We start from the raw sequence: 21,410 nt of genomic DNA, 5'->3' as shown, positions 1-21,410 counted from the left end.
CTGCAAATTTGCAGTCACAATCATACCCGCGAACGCAAGGTGCCCCATGCCCATTTCCGACGCCGACTGGAGCGACTTCCAGGCCTTCCTTGCCATCGCCCGCAGCGGCCAGCTGGCCCGTGCGGCCCGGCGCCTCGGCGTCAACCCGACCACGATGGGCCGCCGCCTGCGCCGTCTTGAAGCGGCGCTGGGCACTACTCTCTTCGAGCAGACACGCACCGGGCAGGTCCTCACCGAAGCGGGCGAGGCGCTGCTCGCCGCGGTCGAGCAGATGGACCGCGCCGCAGCCGGTATCACGGGTTCGGGCGAAGGCGAGGACGGGCTGACCGGCACCTTGCGGATCGGAACGCCGGAAGGCTTCGCCACCGATTTTCTCAGCCCCCGCCTTGCGCAGTTCCAGTCACGTCACCCCGGCCTTGCGATCGACCTTGTCTCCGCGCCCGGCGAGGCGCTCAGTCCCGGGCGGCGCGAGGCCGATGTCGCCATTGTCCTCGCCCGGCCGCGCAAGGGCCCGCTCGTCGCGCACAAGCTCGCCGACTATGCGCTCGGCCTCTACGCTTCGGCGGATTACCTTGCCGCGCACGGCGTTCCCCGGGCGCCCGCCGACCTCCTCGAAGGGCACCGCCTCGTGGGGTACATTCCCGACCGGCTCCACGCGCCCGAATTGCGCTATCTCGACGAGATCCACCCCGCCCTGAAAGCCAGCCTGCGCGCGCCCAGCATCACCGCGCAGCACAGCCTCATTGCCAACGGGGCCGGTGTCGGGGTGCTCCCCGCCTTCATGGCCCACACCGATCCCCGCCTCGTCCCGGTGCTGTCCGAGGTTCGGTTAGAGCGCGCCTTCTGGTTCGTCACACACGAGGATATCCGCCGTTTGCCGCGCATCCGCGCCTTCCGGCAATGGCTTGACGAAACGGTCCGTGCGGGCGAGGAGGTCCTCATGCCGCGAGGCGCACGCGCCGCGCCCGAAAACGCACGTAAAAAGGAACTTCCATCTTGACGACAACCACGATCGATCCGGCCGAATTCCGCAAGGTCCTCGGCAGCTACCCGACGGGTGTGTGCGTCATCACCGCGCTGGACGGCGAGAAGCCGGCCGGCATGGTCGTCGGCTCGTTCACCTCGGTCTCGCTCGATCCGCCGCTTGTCGGCTTCTTCCCGGACAAGTCCTCCTCGTCCTGGCCGCTGATCGAGAAGCACGGCCACTTCTGCGTCAACGTCATGGGCTCGGACCAGCAGGACGTGTGCCGCTCGGTCGCGGCCAAGGGCGCCGAGAAGTTCGTCGGTGTCGACTACGTCCTCTCGGACAACAAGCTGCCGGTCATCGCCAACTCGATCGCCAGCATCGAGTGCGAGCTCTACTCGGTCACCGAGGCGGGCGACCACTGGTTCGTACTGGGCCAGGTGCTGAAGATGGAGACCGTGCGCAACGAGGATCCCATGCTCTTCCACCGCGGCCGTTACGGCGGTTTTGCCGAGCGCATGTAAGCGCTGCCTACAACGCGGAACCGAAAAGGCCGCGCCCCCCGGATGGGTGGCGCGGCCTTTTTCATGGGGCCTGCCGGTCCGCCTCAGGTGCCGGGCGTCGGTGCCGGATCGGTCTTGGGCAGACGGTGCGTCTTGTGCCGCTTGAGCCCGATCAGCGGGCGCAGCGGCCCGACCTCGCGCCCGACGAGGTAGAACAGCCAGGACCCTATCGCGACCGAGCCGCACAGGATCGCGAACTCAGGGAGCGCGGTCAGCCCCCAGTCGCGGATCGGGTACATGACCAGGACCATGATCGTCTGGTGCGCGATGTAGACCGGAAACACCGCCTCGGACAGCGTCTGGCGCCAGGGGTGGTTGAAGTTCCAGAAGCGGTCCGCAATCCCGAACAGGGCGATGACCGCCGCCCAGCTCTCCACCGACTTGGCCAGGATCAGCGCGTGGCGCCATTCCTGGGGCGTCGCGATCCGGCCCGGGTAGAGCCAGGAATCACCCGCGACCCAGAAGAACCCGGCCATCGCGAGTACCGCCGCGATCGGCCACTGCCGGGCAATCGAGGCCCGCAGCGCGGACGAGCCGCGCAGGAGGAAGCCGAACAGGAACATGCCCCCATAATGGAGGTGTGCCGCACGGTCATTCAGCAAGTTGTGCATGTCGGTCCAGCCATAGGGCACGTAATTGCGCACCAGGTAGACCAGCAGAATGCCCGCCGGGATCAGCAGCGGCCCGGCAAACAGCCGCTCGAAACCAAGGCGCAGCGCCGCCTGCCAAGACGCGGGCAGCACCAGCATGATCCCGCACATCGCCAGCGTGTAGGCCAGCAGGTGGATCACGAACCACAGGTGCATGATGCGCGGCACGTATTCGTAGCGGATCTTCTGGAAGCTGAAGGCGTCGTGCAGGAAATAGTAGAGGTAGTCGTGCTCGTATCCGCTGTTGACGAGGCCCATGTAAGGCTGGGGCGGCACCACCACGATCAGCCCGAAGGCGAGCGGAATGCCCAAGCGCTTGATCCGGCTCCAGCCGAACTGCGACACCTGCCCCTTGTCGCGCACCAGCAGCGCCGCACTGGCATAGCCCGAGATCGCGAAGAGAAGCGCGAGGCGCCAGGCGCTCATGCCCAGAAGCGGGATCTCGGCCCACCACACCACGCCGCGCGTGGGCGTCTGGTAGCCCCAGGCGGTGAAGGAATAGCCCACGTGGTAGAAGATCAGGAGGATGAACGCACCGATGCGCAGCCAGTCCATTCCGTAGTGACGCTGTGAAGGGGCGGGAGTCATCGAGGTACCATCTCAGAGCCGCTCGGGCGGCAGGAAGGTTGGTCCTTTAGGCGGGTTCATCAGGCGGCGCAATTGCCGCATCCCCGCGCGGGAGGCCGCCGGCGGAGGAACGAACCTCTCCGTTTCGGATCGAACACCCTTGGCCAGCGCTGTCAGGACCGGGCACCAGTGTCTGCATGGCCAAGTCCGCCCCCACTTCTGCCACGCCGCCATCCGAAACCGGAGACACGGGCGAGGCCGCCGCGCCCACACATCTCACCGTGGCGGAACTGGCCGGTCTCGCGGGCGTCTCGGCCCAGACCATCCGGCGCTTCTTCAAGGACCCAACCTTGCTGGGCACGCGCATGCGCACACGTGTCGCGGCCGTGCTGGGCGAAATCGGGCTCGCAACTCCGCAGCTGGAAGAGAGAGCCGCCCAGGCACCTGAGCCAGAGCCAGAGCCGGAGCCAGAGCCGGAGCCGGAGACGGAGACGGAGACGGAGACGGAGACGGAGACGGAGACGGAGACGGAGACGGAGACGGAGACGGAGACGGAGCCAGCCGAAGCGCCGCCGGACGTGGCGGTCAAGGACGATGACCCGCATTTGTCGGACGCGCCACCGTCCGCCCCGCCTCCCGCCGAACCGGACGAACCCACCCCGCGTCCCCCGGTAAAGGATCCGGCACCGGATATCCTGCCCGCACCAGACACCATGGCGGACGACGGGCGCCTCACCATCAACGACATTGCCCGGCTCGCCAGCGTATCGACCAAGACGGTGAGCCGCTATCTCAACGACAGCCCGCTCCTCAGCGATACGATGCGCGCCCGCGTGCGCCGCGTGATCGAGGAGACAGGCTTCGTCCCCAACGCGCAGGCGCGCGCGCTGGCGCTGCGGCGCAACTTTCTGCTCGCGCTGGTCCACACTGGGGACGAGCGCGCCCGCGTCGAGCAGGTGGAGGACGGGATGCTCGCCGCCATGGCCGGAGGCGAACTTGCACTTCTCATCCAGCCACTCGAAGGCCCCGCCAGCCGCCGCCCGGCGCAGCTCCACACATTCCTGACCCGGCACAACCCGAGCGGCGTCGTCCTGCTCCCTCCCCTGGCGGAGGACGACAGAATCATAGAGGCCTGCAGGCACGCGGGAACACCCTGCATTCGCCTCGGCCCCTCGCCCGATGGCGCAGGGCTTTGCAGCGCGGACCGGGCCGCGATGGCGCAGGCTGTCGCCTGGCTTGTCGGACTTGGTCATAGCCGCATCGGGCTGGTCGCTGGCCCCGAGGGCGCACGTCTCGCCCAGGCGCGCGAACTGGGCTATCTCGATGCCATGGCTGACCACGGCCTCGACCGGGGCGCGGCCCTGATCGAGCCGGGCGACAACTCCTTCACCTCGGGGCTCGCGGCGGGCCGGGTGCTCCTCGAAGTCAGCCCGCGCCCCAGCGCCATCATCGCCTGCAACGACGCCATGGCCGCCGGGATTCTTCACGCGGCCGCCGAAGCGCGGATCACGGTTCCCGATGACCTCTCCGTGATCGGCTTCGATGACACCCCTCTCGCCCAGATGACCTGTCCGCCGCTCACCTCGATGCAGATCCCGTGGGCGGCACTCGGCGCAGAGGCTGTTCGCCGCCTGCAGGATGACCCACGTCAGGTCACGGACGATGCCGCGCCCCCACATTTCGGTGCCCGCCTCATCGAACGCGGATCAGTGGCCCCTCGCAAGGGGGCGCAGGAGGACAGCCGGGCCTCGCTTTCCGCAACCTGAGTGCGTCTTGCTGTCCAATTTTTACCGTTTGTTGCTGCAATTGAAACGGGCCGTTCGCACCCTAGATTCAAGGGCACGAAGTTTCACGAAACACAAGGAGTTGATGAAGCCGTGAACGGTTTGAAGACAGTCATGCTACTGTCGGCGCTGACCGCGCTTTTCATGGGGCTGGGCTACCTCTTCGGGGGAGCCGGCGGCGCCATGCTGGCGCTGCTCGTGGCCGCGGGCATGAACCTGTTCACCTTCTGGAACGCGGACCGCATCGTCCTTCGCATGCACAACGCGCGCGAGGTCGACGCCAGCAGCGCGCCGCGGTTCTACCGCATGATCGAGCGGCTCGCCCGCAACGCCGAGCTCCCGATGCCGCGAGTCTACATCGTGGACACCCCTGCCCCCAACGCCTTTGCCACCGGGCGCAATCCCCAGAACGCGGCCGTCGCGGCGACCACCGGCCTTCTCGACATGCTGGACGAAGACGAAGTCGCCGCCGTCATGGCCCATGAACTGGGCCACGTGCGCAACCGCGACACGCTCATCATGACGATGGTTGCGACGATTGCAGGCGCCATCTCGATGCTTGCCAATTTCGGCCTGTTCTTCGGGCATGGCGGTGGTGGGGGCGAGGATCGGCCCAACCCGGTCGCGGCCATTGCCGCCGTGTTCATGGCCCCCTTCGCCGCGATGATCGTGCAGATGGCGATCAGCCGCACCCGCGAGTACGGTGCCGACAAGGCTGGCGCGGAGATCTGCGGCGACCCGCAGGCGCTCGCCTCGGCGCTCTCCAAGATCGCCGGGCCCGCCGCGCACACCCGAAACCCCGCCGTGGAGCGCAACCCGGCGACGGCGCAGCTCTATATCGTGCCCTCCAGTGTTTCAGATCTCTTCTCCACCCACCCCGCCACGGAAAAGCGCATCGCAGCATTGATGGCGATGGAGGGCGGGAGCCGGGTCGTGCGCCACGCTTCGGGCGAACACCTTGAGGCGCCGTCGCGAAATTCGGCGCCCACGTCGTCGAACGCGGGGGGAAGCCGGCCTTCGGTTCCCTCCTCGCGCAAGAGCTCACCCGGGCGCTCCGCGCTCGATCCCAACCGCAGGCCCTGACCGCACCCTTCTTCCCGCCCCTGCGCCCTGTTGGTCGCTTGCCAAACTCTCACCTTGGCAAGCTCGCCCCACAGGCTGGAAATCGGACGTCCAGCGCCTTTGCCGCGCGCGGCCAGGTTTTCTCGGCCACGCGGGCACCTGATGGCGCCCACATCGCCATGAGGGTACGCGTGAAGGATGAAGTCCGCGTCAGCCTTTATGACGCCGCAACGCTTACCCCCTGACGCTCCTTCGCGGTGAGCAAGGATCAGGATGCCGACTGGCGGCACCGGGCCGGAAAGGATCGCCTGCTCGTCTCGCTCAGCCAGTCCGTTCCCTTTTACGATACCTATAACGCAAGCGATGTTCTCCATGGCGATCCGGACAGGCGGTTCCTGCTGATGAGCCTCCTCGCCACCGCCTACCACGCCCCTTGGTCCTGCGTTTCGAGGACGTATCTCCGGCCAACCAGATCGCCCGGCTGACCCGGCCCATCCTCGTTTCCCATGGCAAGAAGGATGGCCGTATCCCCTACAGCCAGTTCTACCTGCTCAAGAAGGCCGCCAAACTGGCGACCATCGCAATGGAGGCTGATCTTCGAGGATGAAGGCCACGGTTTCTCGGAAGCCGAGAACGAGGCCAACTGGTACGAAACGCTCGGCGCGTTCCTCGTCAGGCACAACCCGGCGGACAAGCCTTCGCAAAGGCTCACCCGCACGCGTTGAAAAGGCTCAGTCCTCGCCCGTGATGCCGTGGCGTTCGAGGAAGTCGAAGATCGTGTTCCAGACATGGACGCTGATCTTGGGACCACCGACCGAGTGGGTGTGGCCGGGGTAGAACATCATCTCGAAGGGCTTCGCCTCGTTCTGGAGCTTTGCGGCCAGCGCGGTCGAGTTCTCGAAGACGACGTTGTCATCGGCCATGCCGTGGATCAGCAGCAGCGGATCGGCGATCTTGGGCGCGTCCTCGATGGCGGCTGACGCCGCGTAGGCCTCGGGCACCTGGCGCGGATCGCCCATGTAGCGTTCGGTGTAGTGGGTGTCGTAGAGTTCCCACTTGGTCACCGGCGCGCCGGAGATACCGGCCGCGTAGAGCCCCTGGTCGGCTTCGAGCATCTTGAGCGTCATGTAGCCGCCATAGGACCAGCCATAGGTCACGATCTTGTCGGGATCGACGAAATCGAGCGTCTTGAGATACTGCGCGCCTGCCTTCTGGTCGGCCACCTCGACGGTGCCCATGGCCTCGCGGATCTGCTTTTCGAACTCCACGCCGCGATGCGCGCTGCCCCGGTTGTCGAGGCGGAAGTAGATGAAGCCCTTGTCGACGATGGCCTGTGGGCGCGCGCCCAGCCAGTCCTTCGAGACGGTCTGGACGTGCGGGCCGCCGTAGTGCTCGAAGAACACCGGGTAGGTCTTGCCCGGCTTCAGTTCGGGCGTGATCATCATCCAGTGCAGGTCCGAACCGTCCTCGGCCTTCACCGTCCCAAAGCTGGGCTCGCGGTGGCTGGCGAGATAGGGCGTGTAGGGATGCTCGGCGTCGAGCTTGTTCTCTTCCACCCAGGCGAGACGCGCGCCGGTGCCGTCCGCGATATAGCTCTGCGTTGGCTGATCGGGCGAGGATCGCGAGATGACCAGCGTCGAGGCGTCCTGACTGGCGACCGCCGAATTGGCCCATTCCAGCTCGGTCAGGCGCTCGGGCGCGCCGGGATTTTCGAGGTCAATCGCATAGACCTGGGGCGCCAGCACATCGTCGCGCGTGCCGGTGAAAATGACGCGGCCCTTGGCCTCATCCACGCCGACGAGGCTGGAGACTTCCCAGTTGCCGCTGGTGAGCGCCGTCCAGGCCCCGTCCTTGAAGCGGTAGAGGTGGCCAAAGCCGCTGCGCTCGGACCACCAGACAAGGCTGCCGTCCTTGAGGAAACGGTAGCTGTCGGAAAGGTTGGTCCAGCCTCCCTCTGCCGCAGTCTCGGTGAAGAGCACCTGCGAGGCGCCGGTCGCGGGGTCGACCGCCAGCATGTCGAGCCGGTCCTGCGCGCGGTTCTGGCGCTGAACGTAGAGCGTCTTGCCATCGCGCGACCAGTTGACGCGCGCGATGTAGATGTCCGGGTCCGCGCCCAGGTCCACCTCGACGCGGCCCGAACCATCGGGCTTCATCACATGGAGCGAGACGAGCACGTTCGGGGTACCCGCTGCGGGATAGCGCTGCGCGTAGATCTTGGTGCCTTCGGCGCCGATGGCGGCACGCTGGACCACCCCGACCGGGGCCTCGTCGTAACGCTCGACCGCGATGTGCGCCTCGTCGGGCGCCCACCAATAGCCAGTAAGGCGCGCCATTTCCTCCTGGGCGACGAACTCGGCCTCGCCCCAGTGGACCGTCTCGGATGTCTCTTGCGGCGTCACCGCCTTCTGCCCGCGGCCCGTCTTGCCCACAAGGAGCCGGCCGTCGCGGACATAGGAGACATAAGTGCCCGAGGGGCTCAGCGCGGGGTTCAGTTCATCGCCCTCATCATCGGTCAGGCGGGTAACCTTGCCATCGAGCCCGGCGAGAAAAAGATCGCCATCGAGTGGTACGAGCAGCGAGGCCGAATCCTCGTTCCAGGCGTAGTCGACGATCCCCTTGAGGTCGCCGATGCGCTGGCGTTCGCGCTGCATCTTCTCGGCTTCGCTGAGCTCGCGGCCGGTCCCCAGCGACAGCGAATCGACCAGCATGCGCCATTCGCCGCCCTTGCGGTCATAGCCCCACAGGTCATAGCGCTCGCGGTCATCCGGGCGGTTGCGCAGCAACGTCAGGTACCGGCCATCGGGCGAAATGCGCACCTGGCGCGGGCTCGGGCCATTGAGCGCGGGGCTGGCAAAGACACGCGTGAAATCGAGCGTGGCAGCGGAAGTCGGATCGGGCATGGACGTCTTTCCGGCGGTATCCGCCTTGGCGAAGGACAGGGTCGGCAGGGCAACCGGCAGGGCGGCAACAAGGCCGGCCATCAGCAGATGTCGTGTTTTCATGGCAAGGGGGATAGCAGACTGGCCGGGCGATGCCAGATGCCCGCGCGCCTCAATCCGCAGCGGTCAGCGCCGCCACCAGGTCCTTGACCTTCTTCTGACGCCATTGCGGGCGCGGGGCGAGCAGCCAGTAGGCCCGCCGACAGGGCTTGGCCTTGGCTTCCAGTTCCTGCGCGCTCCAGTTGGCAAGGCCTTGCGCCAAAAGCGCGGGCACGCGCACGCGGCCCATGCCCGCGTTCGCCGCGGCCACCGCCTGTCCGGCATCGCTGACGATGATCGGGGGCTTGTTCTCTTCGCTGTCCTCGCCCTGGCCGCAGGGATCGGGATCGCCCGGCCAGCCAATCCAGTCGCCCTCGCCGATCTCAACCCAGTCCGCGGTACCCAGTTGCACCCCTTCCAGATCGCCGGGACCATCGGTCCAGCGCACGGCGAGATCGAGATTGGCTTCGGTGAAATCGGTCATCTCGCCATCGACAAGCGCATAGCGCACCTGCGGGTTGGCCTTGCGGAACGCGGCAAGGCGCGGCGCAAGCCAGGCTGCGAAGAATTCGCGCGGAGCGGCAATGGTGTAGACAAGGCTCGACTGGCCCGCCTGCATCGACTGCACCGCGTCCTCGAACTGGAGAAACCCGCTGCGCAGCGCGGCAAGCCCCGCACCCGCCTCATCGGTAAGCTCCAGTCCCTTGCTGGTGCGGCGGAACAGGACAACACCCAGAACATCCTCGAGCGCGCGGATCTGCTGGCCGACGGCCGCAGGCGTCACCGCCAGCTCGTCAGCCGCGCGGGTGAAGGAGAGGTGTCGGGCCGCCGCGTCGAAAACGCGCAGGGCATTCAAGGGCAGGTGCGAACGCTTCATGGCGCTTTTCTAGGCCTGCGCGCGGCTACGGGCAAGCCGCTCCGCACCGCTTTGGCCTTCCTGTAAGGTGCGGAAAAATCAGCCTGCCGTCGCGGGTGCGGCGAGCGGGAAGAAGGGGATCTGTGTCTGCAGCTCCGAACCATCGTCGCGGCGGAAGATGTAGTGGCCTTCCATGCTGCCCTGGGGCGTGGGCAGAGGGCACCCGGACACATAGTCGTGCGAGGCACCGGGCGCGAGGACCGGCTGTTCGCCAACAACCCCGTCGCCATCCACCACACTGACTTCGCCATTGCCATCGGTGATGCGCCAGTGGCGGCTCATCAGCTTGATGGTGCCTTCCGTCCCGTTCTCGATACGGATGTGGTACACCCAGAACCATTTGCCCGCTTCGATCCGCGATTGCTCAGGAAGGAAGTTCACCGCGACGCGAACCGTCACGCCTTCGGAAATGGCGGCATGCTGAAACAGTTCTTTCATGGGTATAGAGTAGCGACAAAAGCCCGCCGGGACAACCTCGTTACCCACGTTCCGAACCCTTGTGCACGCTAGTCCAGTTCGGCCGCCCGGCATTCGAGTTGCCAGCAGAAACCGGCGACATCGTACGAGGTCACAACCTCTGCACTGAGTTTGACCCGCGGCACGTCAACGATGATGCGCGTGCCAAAGCCCTTGTGCTGCGGCGCCTCTACCGCCGGCCCGCCCCGCTCGCACCAGCGGATGCGGAAAATCGCATCGTCCTCTTCGCCGGTGGGTCCAGGTTCGCGCGTCCAGGATATCGTGACCCGTCCGCCCGGGTCGGAAAGCGCGCCATACTTGAGCGCGTTCGTACCCATCTCGTGCAGCGCCATGGCAAGCGCCTCGGCCGCGCCCGGCGAGAGCATGACGTCCGGGCCCTCGCACGAAACCTGCGCGCGCTGCTCACCGAGCGAGCGCAACTGCGCCTCGATCATCTCCATCACCGGGATGTCCGACCAGGCCCGGCGCACGAGCACGTCCTGGTTGGCGGCCAGCCCGCGGATGCGCTGCTCCAGGCGTTCGATGAAATCGGGGCGGCTGGCATCGCTGCGCCGCGCCAGCGACTGGATGATCGCCAGCATGTTCTTGGAGCGGTGGTTGACCTCCTGAAGGAGCAGTTCGATGCGCTGCTCGGCATCGCGCATCTCGGTCACGTCGGTGTTGGTGCCGAACCAGAACACGATCGCCCCATCTGCGTCCCGGATAGGCTTGGCGCGGGAAAGGAACCAGCGCCACTCCCCTTTGGCCGAGCGCAGGGGAAAGGTGTCTTCCCAGTCCGCGCCGGAGCGGTAGCAGGCGCTGATCCGCGCGACCACGCCCTCGACGTAGTCCGGGTGGTGCACACTCCTCCAGCCCCAGCCCCGCATCTCATCCAGGGTCGTTCCGGTGTAGTCGAACCAGCGCTTGTTGTACCAGAAGATTGCCCCCTCGCTGTCCGCGATCCAGGCCAACTGGCTCATGTTGTCGGCCAGAAGCCGGAAGCGCTGCTCGCTCTCGGCAAGCTGACGCTGGGTGGCCTTCTGGCCCGAGATGTCGCGCGCGATCTTGCTGGCCGCGACGACCTTCCCTTCGCGGTCGAGCAACGGCGACACGGTCACCGCGACATCGACAAGACTGCCGTCCTTGCGCAGGCGCACGGTCTCGAAGGTTGGCATGCGCAGGCCCTGCCGGATCCGCGCGATGATCGCGTCCTCCTCGTCCTGCCGGTCCTCGGGGATCAGCGTGCGGATGTTGCGCCCGACGATCTCATCGTGCGGCCAGCCGAACACCCGCTCGGCGGCCGCATTCCAGCTGAGGATCGTGCCGTCGAGCGTCTTGCCGACAATGGCGTCGTCGCTCGACTCCACGATGGCGGCAAGAAGCGCCGCCGGGTCGGTTCCGTGGGCGAGCGTGCTCAGAGCCCCGCCCGGTTCAGCGCCTGATCGACGTCCTCGATCAGATCGTCGATGTCTTCGAGGCCGACGTTGAAGCGCAGCATGCCTTCCGAGATGCCCATCGCCTCACGGCCCTCAGGCCCCATGTTGTGGTGGGTGGTCGAGGCCGGATGGCACATCAGCGAACGCGCATCACCGATGTTGTTCGAGATGTCGACCAGTTCGAGTGCATCGAGAAGCGCGTGCGCCTTCTCGCGCCCGCCTTCGACTTCGAAGGCGAAGATCGGGCCGCAGGCGTCCATCTGCTTTTGCGCCAGGTCCTTCTGCGGGTGGCTGTCGAGCCAGGGGTGCAGCACACGCTTGACGCGGCCTTCGATGAACTGGCCCATCTTGAGCGCGTTCTCGCTCTGACGCTTGGCGCGAAGGTCCAGCGTTTCCAGGCCGTGCATCACCACCCAGGCGTTGAAGGGCGAAAGGTTAGGCCCGGTGTTGCGCTGGAAGGGCAGCAGCTTGTCGTTGATGAATTCTTCCGAGCCACAGACTGCACCGGCGAGGACCCGGCCCTGCCCGTCCATCATCTTGGTTGCCGAATAGGCCACCACGTCGATGCCGTATTCGAGCGGACGCTGCAGCACCGGCGTGCAGAAGGCGTTGTCGACGACGGTGGTGATACCGTGCGCCTTGGCGATCTCGGCGATGGCGGCGAGATCCGCCACGTCCATTGTCGGGTTCGCCGGGGTCTCGAAGAAGAAGACCTTGGTGTTGGGGCGGATCGCCTCCTCCCAGGCCTTGGTGTCGCGCGCGTCGACGACGGTCACGTCGATGCCGAAGCGCGGCAGCAGGCTGTCACCCAGCCAGCGGCACGAACCGAAGGCGGCGCGCGCGGACACCATGTGATCGCCGGCCGAGAGCTGGCACAGGAGCGCCGTGGTCATGGCCGACATGCCCGAAGCCTGGGTACGGCACGCCTCGGCCCCTTCCATGAGCGCAATGCGTTCTTCCAGCATCTGCACGGTCGGGTTCTGCAGGCGCGAGTAGGTCATGCCGTCGTCCTCGCCCATGAAGCGGGCGGCGGCGGTGCCGGCGTTGTCGTAGCTGTACCCCGATGTCAGGAACAGCGCCTCGCTGGTTTCTCCCATTTCGGAGCGCCAGGTGCCTCCGCGAATGGCCTTGGTTGCGGGGCGCCAGAGGCGGGTCTTGCTGCGGTCCTGTCCAGTCGTGCGTTTCATGGTGCAACGCTCTAGGAGGCCAGACGAGTCGGCGCAAGCGACTGCAATGCAACACGCACGCGCTTGCGCGCGCGCCGGCCAGCGCCTATCCCGCTCAACCGATGCCGCTCAACACCCGTCCCGACCGCGATCCCCTGCTTTGGTGCACCGCGATCGCCTTCGCATTCCTGGCGCTGCTGCTCTGGCGCATCACCTTCCCCGTCGAGTTCTACTTCGACGAGATCCATTACGTGCCCGCCGCGCGCAAGCTCCTGGACCTGGTACCCGCGAACCGCGAACACCCCATGTTCGGCAAGGAAGTGATCGCAGGCTTCATCTGGCTGCTGGGCGACACCCCGCTGGCCTGGCGGCTGGGGCCGGTGCTGACAGGTGCGCTGGGTCTGTTCGGTTTCGGCCGCTTCTTGTGGCATGTCTCACACAAGCGCCGCGCCACGGTCCTGGGCATGGTCCTTCTCGCGACCAACTTCATGTGGTTCGTGCAAAGCCGCATTGCCATGCTCGACATGATCGAGGCGGGACTGTGCATGGTGGGCCTGTGGCAATTCGCCGCCGCACTCAGAGCTTCGAGCACAAGGAGCGCGCGCACCCACCTGCTCGCCGCCGGACTGGCGATGGGGCTTTCGCTCGGAGCCAAATGGTCGAGCGCGCCTGCCCTGATGGTCCCGGGCCTTGCCTTTCTCGCCCTGCGGCTTGCCGAAGGCGGCCCCTTCTTCTGGGGGCGCAAGGGCGGTGCGGGCACGATCCCGGGGATCTCGCTCCTCGAGGCGGCCTTCTGGCTCGGACTCTTCCCGCTCGCCATCTACTGGCTGACCTACCTGCCTGCGATGTTCTACGCCGACCGGCCGATCTGGTTCACCGGCTTCATCGAGCAGCACGAGTACATGATCCGCCTGCAGGACAGCGTGAAAAAGCCCCACCCCTACCGCTCGTACTGGTACATGTGGGCCACCGACTGGCGCGATATCTGGTACCTTTTCAAGGTGATCGACGGATCGCAGCGCGGTATCGTGATGCTGGGCAACCCGCTTTCGATGCTGACGGGGCTTGGCGCGCTGGTCTGGGGCCTTTGGGCGGTCCTGTTCCGACGCCGCTGGGACGTGGCGCTGCTCCTTGCGCTCTACACGCTGTGCCTCGGCATCTGGGCGATCAACGGCAAGCCGGTGCAGTTCTACTACCACTACCTGCTGCCGGGCGCCTTCCTGATGGGCATTCTGGCCTTTGCGCTCGAACCGCTGCTGGCCCGGCGCGATCGCTGGCGCTGGTTGGGCGTAGGCATTCCGGCGCTCTCGGCGCTGCTGTTCCTGGGCTTCTTCCCGATCCTCTCGGGACTGCCCTTGCCGACGCGCCAGTTCTACAATGTCTGGATGTGGCTGCCGAGCTGGCGCTGAGGCTGCCGGGGGCTCACGCGGAGCCCCCGCGGTTGCCGGATCAGTACTTGCCCCAGACGAACTTGGACGACAGCGCGAAGTTCCACACCGCACCCAGGATAATACCGACAAGAACGGCTACGAAATCGTGGAAGCCGATGGACTTGAGCACGGCGGCCGCGCCCACGTTGGTAAGCAGGCCAAGCGAGCAGGTCAGCGCAAACTGGGCCCAGCCGCGCAGCAGCGCGCTGAATCCGCGCAGCCGCTTGTCGGAATAGGTCAATTCGTTGTTGAGGACGAAGTTGAACGTCATCGCAACCACGGCCGCCAGCGTGTTGGCGGTGTTGAAGACCGCGCTCTCCGACCAGTTACCATAGACGAAGCGCTCCCCGAAGACGACGTGGAGGAGCACCCAGAGCGCCGCGAACTGGACGATGACGCCCAGAGCGCCGACAGTCCCGAACAGCGCGAAACGTGTCGGGATGATCCGGCCAAGCCACTTGTCGTAGAGGCCTACGAGAAATTCGAACACTACGGTCTGGTCCAGTTTGCTTTCGCCCTCGGCGCGGGCCGCGAAGTTGAGCGGAAATTCCTTGACGCGCAAGGGCGTTTCGGAGGTCGCCAGGATGTCGAGCAGGATCTTGAAGCCCACGCCCGAGAGGCGGTGCGCATCGGCGCGCAGGAACGCGGTGGGCAGCATGAAGAAGCCGCTCATCGGGTCGGTCAGTTCGACACCTGTCACCTTGTTGGCGATGCGGTTGGCAAGCCCGGAGACCTTCACGCGGTCGGGGCGTCCCCAGGCCTCGGTGCTCGCCCCTTCGGCAAAGCGCGAGGCGTAGGCCAGGTCGTAGTCGCCGCCCTTGAGCGCAGCGAGCATACCCACAAGCAGCGCAGGATCGTGCTGGTGATCCGCGTCCATCACCGCGACATAAGGCGCAGAGGTGGAGCACATGCCCTCGATCGCGGCGCTCGCGAGGCCGCGCCGCCCGATGCGCTGGATACAGCGCACCCTGGGATCGGTCTGCGCAATCATGCGCACTTCGTCGGAGGTGCCGTCCGGGCTGTTGTCATCGACATAGATGACTTCCCAGGCGATGCCCTGAAGCTCGCGGTCGATCCGCTCCACCATCGTCGCGATGTTGCGACGCTCGTTATAGGTGGGCAGGACAATCGCGAGTTCGAGCGGCCGTGTGGCTACGGCTGCATCGGACGGGGCGGACGCGTGCGAGACGGTATCGTTCATGGAAACGGGGCTGAAATCGGAGGAGGACAAGGGAAAACCGGAGCCTTACAGGTGCGCGAGAACCGCGTCACCGATTTCCACGGTGCCGGCCGTTCCGCCCAGGTCCCCACCCTTGATGCCCTCGGCAAGCGCCGCGGCCACCGCGTCCTCGATGCGCACCGCCTCGGCCTCCAGGCCGAAGGAGTGGCGCAGCATCATGGCGGCGGAAAGGATCGTCGCCATCGGATTGGCCAGGCCCTTGCCCGCGATGTCGGGCGCCGAACCGTGGATCGGCTCGTAAAGGCCGAAGCTGCCCTCCGCGAGGCTGGCCGAAGCCAGAAGGCCAATCGAGCCCACGCACATGCTCGCCTGGTCGGAAAGAATGTCACCGAACAGGTTGCCGGTCACGACCACGTCGAACTGCCCGGGGTTCTTCACGAGCTGCATCGCCGCGTTGTCGACGTACATGTGGCTGAGTTCGACCTCGGGGTAGTCCTTGGACACCTCGATCACGACATCACGCCAGAGCTGCGAGGTTTCGAGAACATTCGCCTTGTCGACCGAGCACAGCTTCTTGCCGCGTGTCATCGCCGCCTTGAAACCAGCATGCGCGATGCGGCGCACCTCGTCCTCGGCGTAGGACATCATATCCCAGCCCTGACGGCGGCCGTCTTCAAGCGTGCGCATGCCCTTTTCGCCGAAGTAGACGTCGCCGTTAAGCTCACGCACGATCAGGAGGTCAATTTCCTGCGCGACTTCCGGGCGCAGCGAGGTCAGACCCTCGAGCCCCTTGAACACGCGCGCCGGGCGCAGGTTGGCGAACAGGCCCAGTTCCTTGCGCAGACCCAGCACGGCCTGCTCGGGGCGCAGGTGGCGTTCAAGGTGGTCGAGATCGAAGTCGCCGACCGCGCCGAACAGGATGGCATCGGCCGAACGGGCGATCTCCAGCGTGGCTTCGGGAAGCGGGTGGCCATGCTTGCGGTAGGCCGCGCCGCCGACGTCGCCCTCCACCAGTTCGAGGTCCGGCAGGCCCAGCTTCTCGAGAACGCGCACGGCCTCACCCGTGACTTCCGGACCGATCCCGTCGCCTGCAAAAACCGCGATGCGCATGCCTGTTTCCCTAGCTGCTGTCTTAGTCAGAAATTCGCCCCAACCGCTCGCGCAGCTGGGTGCGGGCCGCCATAACGTCTTTGCGCCGTTCGGCAAGCGGATAGCGATCCAGTTCGCGCCCGATCCTGTCGAAAGTCCGCAGAATCGCGTCCCAGTCCCGGTCATCCGGACGCGGCACGGGCACGCCGTAGCCCAGTTCGCGCAGCAGCAGGACCTCGTAGGAGAGGAGCGGCAGCGCCCATCCGCGCGCGGACGGTGCCACACAGATCGCCTCCAGCAGACCACCCAGCGCCTGGTGGAGCGCGGGGTAGGCATGCCGCTCGGGCAGGCTCGCGGCGGTGAGCGAGGTCAGCCAGGAAAAGGCTGCGGCGGGCAAAGGCTCGGACAGCCAGGGGCCGCGCGAGCGCACAAGTTCGACACGCGCGAAGGGCAGCTGCCCTTCCGAACGCGCACGGATATCAACGGCAACGATGTTTCCGGGAATGAGCACGGGCCGCAAGGTGCGGCCTCGCGCTCCGGCGACATAAGCCGCGACGACGCCCTCTTCCTGGGTCAGGAAGCGGACGATGGCCGCCGCCTCGCCGTGCGAGCGCACGGCGCAGACGATCGCCTCGGTACGCAGCTCCATCATGACACGCACCCACGCGTCATGCGCGAGAGGTCCCGCATCCCGAGCCCGGCACCGTCTCGATTCCTTCGGGTGTCACCCCGCGAGGGATCAGCCGTTGCGCAGCTGCTTGGCTTCGATCTCGTCAAGACGGGCCTTGAGGGCTTCGCATTCCGCGCGGGCGGTCGCGGCCATTTCCTTGACCGCCTCGAATTCCTCGCGGCTCACGAAGTCCATGTCGCCCATGAACTCCTTGGCGCGCTCGCGCATGTTGTCACGCGCTTCGCGGGTCATGCCGGCAAACGTGCCGGCAGCGCTGTTCATCATCTTGACGAAATCGGCGACGAAAGGGTTTTCGCTTTGCATGGGAGCCTAAATGGTACAGCCCGCCCCCCTGCGCAAGAGGGTTCGATGGCGTTGGTGGAGGAGAATCGCGCGCTCACCGAGAAGATCACGGCAAAGGCCCGCCCAGCTCAGATCTCGTAGCGGATCTCCGCGCCCGAGGGCGTCTTGCCGTCAAGGTCGCGATTGATCTGGAGGAAGGCGTAGTTGAGGTACGTCGCGAAGAGAATCCAGGCGAGATAGGGCACAAGCAGCAGCCCCGCCTTGACGCGGATGCGCCAGAACAGCGCGATCGTGACGAGCACGAGGACATCGAGCACGGCGATGACCACCAGCGCGCCCGTGATGCGGTGCATCCCGAAGAAGACCGGCGACCAGGCGAGATTAACCAGGAACTGGAGCGCGAAGATGCCACAGGCCAGGCCACGCCCGGCCGCTCCGCGCGCGGCCAGGATCAGCGCGAGGGCAAAGCCCATCATGGCATAAAGGATGGTCCAGACGATCCCGAAGGCGGCGGGCGGCGGATAGACGGCGGGCTTGGCCAGCGCGGCGAACCAGACGTTCTGCGGCCCGCTCTGCGCGAGCGCTCCTGAAAGGAACCCGCACAGCACGAGCGCGGGAACACAGACCAGCGACCAGCGCAGGAAACTCGCGCGCAACTGACCGGAAGAGGCAAGCAGATTCATACCCGGATCATCTCTCAAAACGGGGAGCCGTCACAGCCGCCCAACCCTAACCGATGGTTCGTATTACGTTACTTGCGGGAATCTGGCGCACAAGGAAAGCCCCGCGCCGCTCAGGCCCCGCGCGCGATCTCGCCTGCGACCTCGCACCCGCGCGCCGCCGACACGAGAAATTCGACATTGCCTTCGGGCCCCGTGATCGGGCTTTCGACGATACCCTGGATGGTCCAGCCGCCCTCTTCCAGCCAGAGGCGCACTTCCTCGCAGACACGCGCATGGAGCGCGGGATCGCGTACGACGCCGCCCTTGCCCACCTCGCCGCGTCCGACCTCGAACTGCGGCTTGATGAGCGCGACGAGGCGGCAATCCGGTCCGGCCAGGTTCAGGGGCACTTCCAGTACCTTGGCAAGGCCGATGAAACTCGCATCGCAGACCACCCAGTTGCAGCCTTGCGTGATGTGCTCGCCTGTCAGGATGCGGGCGCTGGTCTGCTCCAGCACCGTGACGCGCGGGTCCTGGCGCAACTTCCAGGCGAGCTGGTTGGTGCCCGAATCGACCGCAAAGACGTGGCTCGCGCCCTTGGTGAGGAGCACGTCCGTAAAGCCCCCCGTGGAGGAGCCGACATCGATCGCCACCGCACCCGCCGGATCGAGCCCGAAGTGCTCGATGGCATGGGCAAGCTTGATCCCCCCGCGCGAAACCCAGGGGTGGTCGCGTCCGCGCACTTCAAGCGGCGCGTCGGCCTTGAGCGTTTGCCCCGCCTTGGCGATCTTGGTTTCCCCGGAAAAAACGTGCCCCGCCATGATCAGCGCCTGCGCACGCGTGCGGCTCTCGGCAAGGCCACGGTCGACAAGCATCTGGTCAACGCGCGCCTTCCCTGTGGATTTGCCATGCGGTTTCGCCCCTTTACCCCGGTTTTCGGGGGCGGAGGACTTTTCGGTGGATGGAGACTGGGACGCGTCGGACATGGGGCACTGCACACTTGAGAAGAGGCGCTCGTCATTCCATACCGGACGCATGAAGGCAAATCCGCGCGGTCGCGCTCTCCCCGTCCGTCTCGTTTCGGCACCGGCTCTCGCCCTGACCCTGTTTGCGGCTGGCTGCATTCCCGCGCCGCCAGCCTCGACGCCCACGCCCAGCGCCTCGCGCCCGGCACAGCCGCGGGTGCCGCCGACGGCGACACCCGCGCCCCGTCCGCTGCCCGAGCCTGCAAACTGGCGCGATGCGCCCGTAACGCCAGGCACTTGGAGCTGGGCGCAGAGTGGCCCCCGCTCGGTCGCCGATTTCGGAGGCAGTCTGTTCACGATGCGCTGTGACACGCGCAACGCCACCGTGACCCTTGAACGCCGCGCCCAGGGTGCGGCGGGCCGTGTCACCATGGGCATCACCACGATGCAGGACACGCACACCGTCACGGCCGAGGCCCGCCAGGGCTACTATGTCGCGACCCTGCCCGCGCGCAGCCCGATCCTCGACGACATGGCCTTCACCCGTGGCCGCTTTGCGCTTTCCACGCAGGGCCAGCCCACGCTCTACATCCCGAGCTGGACCGAAGTGTCGCGCGTGATCGAGGATTGCCGCTGACAGCACCTGCCAGGCGGGGCTGGCCGCATACGGGACACGCCTCGCCGAACCGCCTGTGCGATATGGGCGACACGAGCACCTTGCAGGTCGGATGCGGGGCGCCAGACACAGCCCAGGCTACCGCGAAAAACCGGCAGAAACGCGGGCTTTTCAGCTGGGGAAAACTTCAGCGAAGGCATGATAATGCCGCGAAAAAACTTGAATTCAAGTCTTGTGGTGCGCTGCGGAATAAGACACATTTTCTCTCAGGACGACGGAACCCGAGGAAGCCCTCCTCGGAGCTACCGAAGTCCAGTCGCTCTCGGGCGGCGAACCCTATGGCTCAACAGCGCGAAAGGAGGTGATCCGATGTCTCATGGTTCAGCATGGAGGTCGGCAATTTCCGTCGCGAGGCATTATCGCTGATTTCAGATACGCGATAAAGGTACTCGCTGGCGGCACTTCCGGCCGCTGACCATGTGAAAGGCCGTACCGGCGCTCCCGGTGCGGCCTTTCTCATTTCTGGCCATCCGGCGCGCGAAAGCGGCAAACCCGCGTTCTACACAATCGCGCAAGGCCGCATGCGCGCAGCGCAAGAGCGCCTCTACCCTCACCGGCGCAAGCCCCCGAATTTGCGCGCTTTCAGCAGGACACTTGCCTCCAACGCACCGCGTGCTACACCTGAAACCATACGTATCAATATTACTTTACGGTTGCGTACGGCGTAATTTTCATACACCTGCGCCTTCGCAACCCCAAGACAGAGGACTGAGTTTTCATGGCGAGTCCCGCCGAAGCCGCGCTGACGTTTTCCCTTGAGCCCAACCCCGCCCCTGCCAGCGACGCGACGCGCGCGGCGGTATTGGCCAATCCGGGCTTCGGCACGCACTTCACCGACCACATGGTCACGATCGACTGGAGCGAAGGCACCGGCTGGCACGATGCCAAGGTTTCGGCCTACGCGCCCATCCCGCTCGATCCGGCCGCTGCGGTTCTGCACTACGCCCAGGAAATCTTCGAGGGGCTCAAGGCCTACAAGCAGGCCGACAGCTCGATCTCGCTGTTCCGTCCCGACGCCAATGCAGAGCGCTTCAACCAGTCCGCCACGCGCCTGGCCATGCCCACGCTGCCCGAGAGCCTCTTCATCGAGGCGATCGAGAAGCTGGTCGAGCTCGACAAGGCCTGGATCCCCGACGCCGAGGGTGCCTCGCTCTACCTGCGCCCCTTCATGATCGCGACCGAGGCGTTCCTGGGCGTGCGCCCGGCCAAGACCTACAAGTTCATCCTCATCGCCAGCCCGGCGGGCAACTACTTCAAGTCGGGCGCCCCGGCCGTGTCGATCTGGGTCTCGGACTACACCCGCGCGGCTCCGGGCGGCACGGGTGCGGCCAAGTGCGGCGGCAACTACGCAGCCAGCCTCGTCCCCCAGGGCGAAGCCCTTGCACGCGGCCACGACCAGGTCGTCTTCCTCGACGCTGCCGAGCACAAGTGGATCGAGGAACTGGGCGGCATGAACCTGTTCTACGTGTTCGATGACGGCACGATCCTCACCCCCGCGCTGACCGGCACGATCCTGCCTGGCATCACCCGCCGCAGCCTCATCGCTCTCCTGCGCGAAGAGGGCCTGACCGTGAACGAGGGCCGCTACAGCCTCGACCAGTGGCGCGAGGATGCGACCAGCGGCAAGCTCGTCGAGACCTTCGCCTGCGGCACGGCGGCTGTCGTCACCGCGGTCGGCAAGGTCGCGGGCAATGACGGCGAATTCACCATCGGTTCGGGCGGCCCCGGCCAGCTGACCGAGAAGGTCAAAGCCCGCCTTGTCGCGATCCAGCGCGGCCAGGCCGAGGACACCCACGGCTGGGTTCGCAAGATCGCCTGATCACGCCAGTTCCTGACCCGAACGAAGAACCCGGCCGGCCCCGCGCCCGCCGGGTTTTTTCGTGCATAGCCGGC

Annotated in this window: 20 protein-coding genes; 8 read left to right on the top strand and 12 right to left on the bottom strand. The window is 66.2% G+C overall.

Translation table 11 applies throughout. The features are described from left to right. Positions 1 to 46 precede the first annotated feature (46 nt). Both HT578_RS20060 and HT578_RS20055 read left to right on the top strand, forming a co-directional pair. Positions 47 to 1,000 carry a LysR family transcriptional regulator gene (locus tag HT578_RS20060; protein WP_213501198.1) on the top strand — a complete coding sequence of 318 codons (954 nt, stop codon included), beginning with the start codon at positions 47 to 49 and terminating at the stop codon, positions 998 to 1,000. Next, the gene (locus HT578_RS20055; protein ID WP_039394749.1) at positions 997 to 1,488 is read left to right on the top strand and encodes a flavin reductase family protein; all 492 of its coding nucleotides are present in this window, start codon (positions 997 to 999) and stop codon (positions 1,486 to 1,488) included. The genes HT578_RS20060 and HT578_RS20055 overlap by 4 nt, the downstream gene beginning before the upstream one ends. A gap of 83 nt (positions 1,489 to 1,571) precedes the next feature. Here the strand turns inward: HT578_RS20055 and HT578_RS20050 are convergent, their stop codons facing one another. Continuing rightward, complete coding sequence (locus HT578_RS20050; protein WP_213501197.1) at positions 1,572 to 2,765, bottom strand: acyltransferase family protein; 1,194 nt, start codon at positions 2,763 to 2,765, stop codon at positions 1,572 to 1,574. Between the two features lie 176 nt (positions 2,766 to 2,941). Between HT578_RS20050 and HT578_RS20045 the strand changes: the two genes are divergently transcribed. The 3 genes from HT578_RS20045 (at position 2,942) to HT578_RS20035 (ending at position 6,197) form a co-directional block, all read left to right on the top strand. Beyond that, positions 2,942 to 4,510, top strand: a complete 1,569-nt coding sequence (locus HT578_RS20045) for a substrate-binding domain-containing protein (protein WP_213501196.1) — start codon at positions 2,942 to 2,944, stop codon at positions 4,508 to 4,510. Between the two features lie 111 nt (positions 4,511 to 4,621). Beyond that, positions 4,622 to 5,611 (top strand): zinc metalloprotease HtpX, encoded by a 990-nt coding sequence (gene htpX / locus HT578_RS20040; RefSeq protein ID WP_213501195.1) that lies wholly within the window; start codon positions 4,622 to 4,624, stop codon positions 5,609 to 5,611. A gap of 412 nt (positions 5,612 to 6,023) precedes the next feature. Continuing rightward, on the top strand, positions 6,024 to 6,197 hold the full coding sequence (locus HT578_RS20035; RefSeq protein WP_213501194.1) for an alpha/beta hydrolase family protein: 174 nt from the start codon (positions 6,024 to 6,026) through the stop codon (positions 6,195 to 6,197). Positions 6,198 to 6,321: 124 nt separating this feature from the next. Here the strand turns inward: HT578_RS20035 and HT578_RS20030 are convergent, their stop codons facing one another. The 5 genes from HT578_RS20030 to metZ all read right to left on the bottom strand — a co-directional run bounded on the left by HT578_RS20030 (position 6,322) and on the right by metZ (position 12,563). Beyond that, positions 6,322 to 8,571 (bottom strand): S9 family peptidase, encoded by a 2,250-nt coding sequence (locus HT578_RS20030; protein ID WP_239026379.1) that lies wholly within the window; start codon positions 8,569 to 8,571, stop codon positions 6,322 to 6,324. 70 nt (positions 8,572 to 8,641) lie between these two features. Continuing rightward, a complete protein-coding gene (locus tag HT578_RS20025; RefSeq protein ID WP_213501192.1) occupies positions 8,642 to 9,445 on the bottom strand; it encodes a LysR family transcriptional regulator in 804 nt (267 codons plus the stop codon). Positions 9,446 to 9,523: 78 nt separating this feature from the next. Continuing rightward, positions 9,524 to 9,922, bottom strand: a complete 399-nt coding sequence (gene apaG, locus HT578_RS20020; RefSeq protein WP_213504511.1) for a Co2+/Mg2+ efflux protein ApaG — start codon at positions 9,920 to 9,922, stop codon at positions 9,524 to 9,526. Between the two features lie 68 nt (positions 9,923 to 9,990). After that, positions 9,991 to 11,358, bottom strand: coding sequence for a PAS domain S-box protein (locus HT578_RS20015; RefSeq protein ID WP_277884206.1), 1,368 nt, complete (start codon positions 11,356 to 11,358; stop codon positions 9,991 to 9,993). Continuing rightward, on the bottom strand, positions 11,355 to 12,563 hold the full coding sequence (metZ, locus tag HT578_RS20010; RefSeq protein ID WP_213501191.1) for an O-succinylhomoserine sulfhydrylase: 1,209 nt from the start codon (positions 12,561 to 12,563) through the stop codon (positions 11,355 to 11,357). Before metZ ends, HT578_RS20015 begins: the two co-directional genes overlap by 4 nt. 101 nt (positions 12,564 to 12,664) lie before the next feature. On the opposite strand from metZ, the gene HT578_RS20005 reads away from it, so the two are divergent. Continuing rightward, on the top strand, positions 12,665 to 13,951 hold the full coding sequence (locus HT578_RS20005; RefSeq protein ID WP_213501190.1) for a phospholipid carrier-dependent glycosyltransferase: 1,287 nt from the start codon (positions 12,665 to 12,667) through the stop codon (positions 13,949 to 13,951). A gap of 40 nt (positions 13,952 to 13,991) precedes the next feature. On the opposite strand, the gene HT578_RS20000 is transcribed toward HT578_RS20005, so the two are convergent. The 6 genes from HT578_RS20000 to HT578_RS19975 form a co-directional block, all read right to left on the bottom strand. Continuing rightward, positions 13,992 to 15,173 carry a glycosyltransferase gene (locus HT578_RS20000; RefSeq protein ID WP_213501189.1) on the bottom strand — a complete coding sequence of 394 codons (1,182 nt, stop codon included), beginning with the start codon at positions 15,171 to 15,173 and terminating at the stop codon, positions 13,992 to 13,994. A 45-nt stretch (positions 15,174 to 15,218) separates the two neighbouring features. Further along, positions 15,219 to 16,262 (bottom strand): 3-isopropylmalate dehydrogenase, encoded by a 1,044-nt coding sequence (leuB, locus tag HT578_RS19995; RefSeq protein ID WP_213501188.1) that lies wholly within the window; start codon positions 16,260 to 16,262, stop codon positions 15,219 to 15,221. A gap of 22 nt (positions 16,263 to 16,284) precedes the next feature. Continuing rightward, positions 16,285 to 16,890 (bottom strand): DNA repair protein RecO, encoded by a 606-nt coding sequence (recO, locus tag HT578_RS19990; RefSeq protein WP_213504507.1) that lies wholly within the window; start codon positions 16,888 to 16,890, stop codon positions 16,285 to 16,287. Between the two features lie 90 nt (positions 16,891 to 16,980). Then, positions 16,981 to 17,235, bottom strand: coding sequence for an accessory factor UbiK family protein (locus tag HT578_RS19985; protein ID WP_039394780.1), 255 nt, complete (start codon positions 17,233 to 17,235; stop codon positions 16,981 to 16,983). 107 nt (positions 17,236 to 17,342) lie between these two features. After that, positions 17,343 to 17,897: a TspO/MBR family protein gene (locus HT578_RS19980; protein ID WP_213501187.1), complete on the bottom strand. Its 555-nt coding sequence runs from the start codon at positions 17,895 to 17,897 to the stop codon at positions 17,343 to 17,345. Between the two features lie 110 nt (positions 17,898 to 18,007). After that, positions 18,008 to 18,751 carry a TlyA family RNA methyltransferase gene (locus HT578_RS19975; RefSeq protein ID WP_239026377.1) on the bottom strand — a complete coding sequence of 248 codons (744 nt, stop codon included), beginning with the start codon at positions 18,749 to 18,751 and terminating at the stop codon, positions 18,008 to 18,010. 160 nt (positions 18,752 to 18,911) lie between these two features. Between HT578_RS19975 and HT578_RS19970 the strand changes: the two genes are divergently transcribed. Both HT578_RS19970 and HT578_RS19965 read left to right on the top strand, forming a co-directional pair. Further along, positions 18,912 to 19,478 carry a hypothetical protein gene (locus tag HT578_RS19970; RefSeq protein WP_213501185.1) on the top strand — a complete coding sequence of 189 codons (567 nt, stop codon included), beginning with the start codon at positions 18,912 to 18,914 and terminating at the stop codon, positions 19,476 to 19,478. 757 nt (positions 19,479 to 20,235) lie between these two features. Further along, complete coding sequence (locus tag HT578_RS19965; RefSeq protein ID WP_213501184.1) at positions 20,236 to 21,336, top strand: branched-chain amino acid aminotransferase; 1,101 nt, start codon at positions 20,236 to 20,238, stop codon at positions 21,334 to 21,336. Positions 21,337 to 21,410: the final 74 nt, after the last annotated feature.

The sequence above is a fragment of the Novosphingobium decolorationis genome (genome assembly GCF_018417475.1).
GTDB lineage: Bacteria > Pseudomonadota > Alphaproteobacteria > Sphingomonadales > Sphingomonadaceae > Novosphingobium > Novosphingobium decolorationis.
Note: the sequence above shows the minus strand (reverse complement) of the source record. Positions and strands in the feature narration are given on the sequence as shown.

Bases quoted from the DNA above. Each gene is read 5' to 3' on its own strand.
- HT578_RS20060 (WP_213501198.1), top strand. From the start codon at position 47: ATGCCCATTTCCGACGCCGACTGGAGCGACTTCCAGGCCTTCCTTGCC.
- HT578_RS20050 (WP_213501197.1), bottom strand. From the start codon at position 2,765: ATGACTCCCGCCCCTTCACAGCGTCACTACGGAATGGACTGGCTGCGC.
- HT578_RS20045 (WP_213501196.1), top strand. From the start codon at position 2,942: ATGGCCAAGTCCGCCCCCACTTCTGCCACGCCGCCATCCGAAACCGGA.
- HT578_RS20030 (WP_239026379.1), bottom strand. From the start codon at position 8,571: ATGGCCGGCCTTGTTGCCGCCCTGCCGGTTGCCCTGCCGACCCTGTCC.
- HT578_RS20025 (WP_213501192.1), bottom strand. From the start codon at position 9,445: ATGAAGCGTTCGCACCTGCCCTTGAATGCCCTGCGCGTTTTCGACGCG.
- apaG (WP_213504511.1), bottom strand. From the start codon at position 9,922: ATGAAAGAACTGTTTCAGCATGCCGCCATTTCCGAAGGCGTGACGGTT.
- metZ (WP_213501191.1), bottom strand. From the start codon at position 12,563: ATGAAACGCACGACTGGACAGGACCGCAGCAAGACCCGCCTCTGGCGC.
- HT578_RS20005 (WP_213501190.1), top strand. From the start codon at position 12,665: ATGCCGCTCAACACCCGTCCCGACCGCGATCCCCTGCTTTGGTGCACC.
- HT578_RS20000 (WP_213501189.1), bottom strand. From the start codon at position 15,173: ATGAACGATACCGTCTCGCACGCGTCCGCCCCGTCCGATGCAGCCGTA.
- leuB (WP_213501188.1), bottom strand. From the start codon at position 16,262: ATGCGCATCGCGGTTTTTGCAGGCGACGGGATCGGTCCGGAAGTCACG.
- recO (WP_213504507.1), bottom strand. From the start codon at position 16,890: ATGGAGCTGCGTACCGAGGCGATCGTCTGCGCCGTGCGCTCGCACGGC.
- HT578_RS19985 (WP_039394780.1), bottom strand. From the start codon at position 17,235: ATGCAAAGCGAAAACCCTTTCGTCGCCGATTTCGTCAAGATGATGAAC.
- HT578_RS19980 (WP_213501187.1), bottom strand. From the start codon at position 17,897: ATGAATCTGCTTGCCTCTTCCGGTCAGTTGCGCGCGAGTTTCCTGCGC.
- HT578_RS19975 (WP_239026377.1), bottom strand. From the start codon at position 18,751: ATGCTTGTCGACCGTGGCCTTGCCGAGAGCCGCACGCGTGCGCAGGCG.
- HT578_RS19970 (WP_213501185.1), top strand. From the start codon at position 18,912: ATGAAGGCAAATCCGCGCGGTCGCGCTCTCCCCGTCCGTCTCGTTTCG.
- HT578_RS19965 (WP_213501184.1), top strand. From the start codon at position 20,236: ATGGCGAGTCCCGCCGAAGCCGCGCTGACGTTTTCCCTTGAGCCCAAC.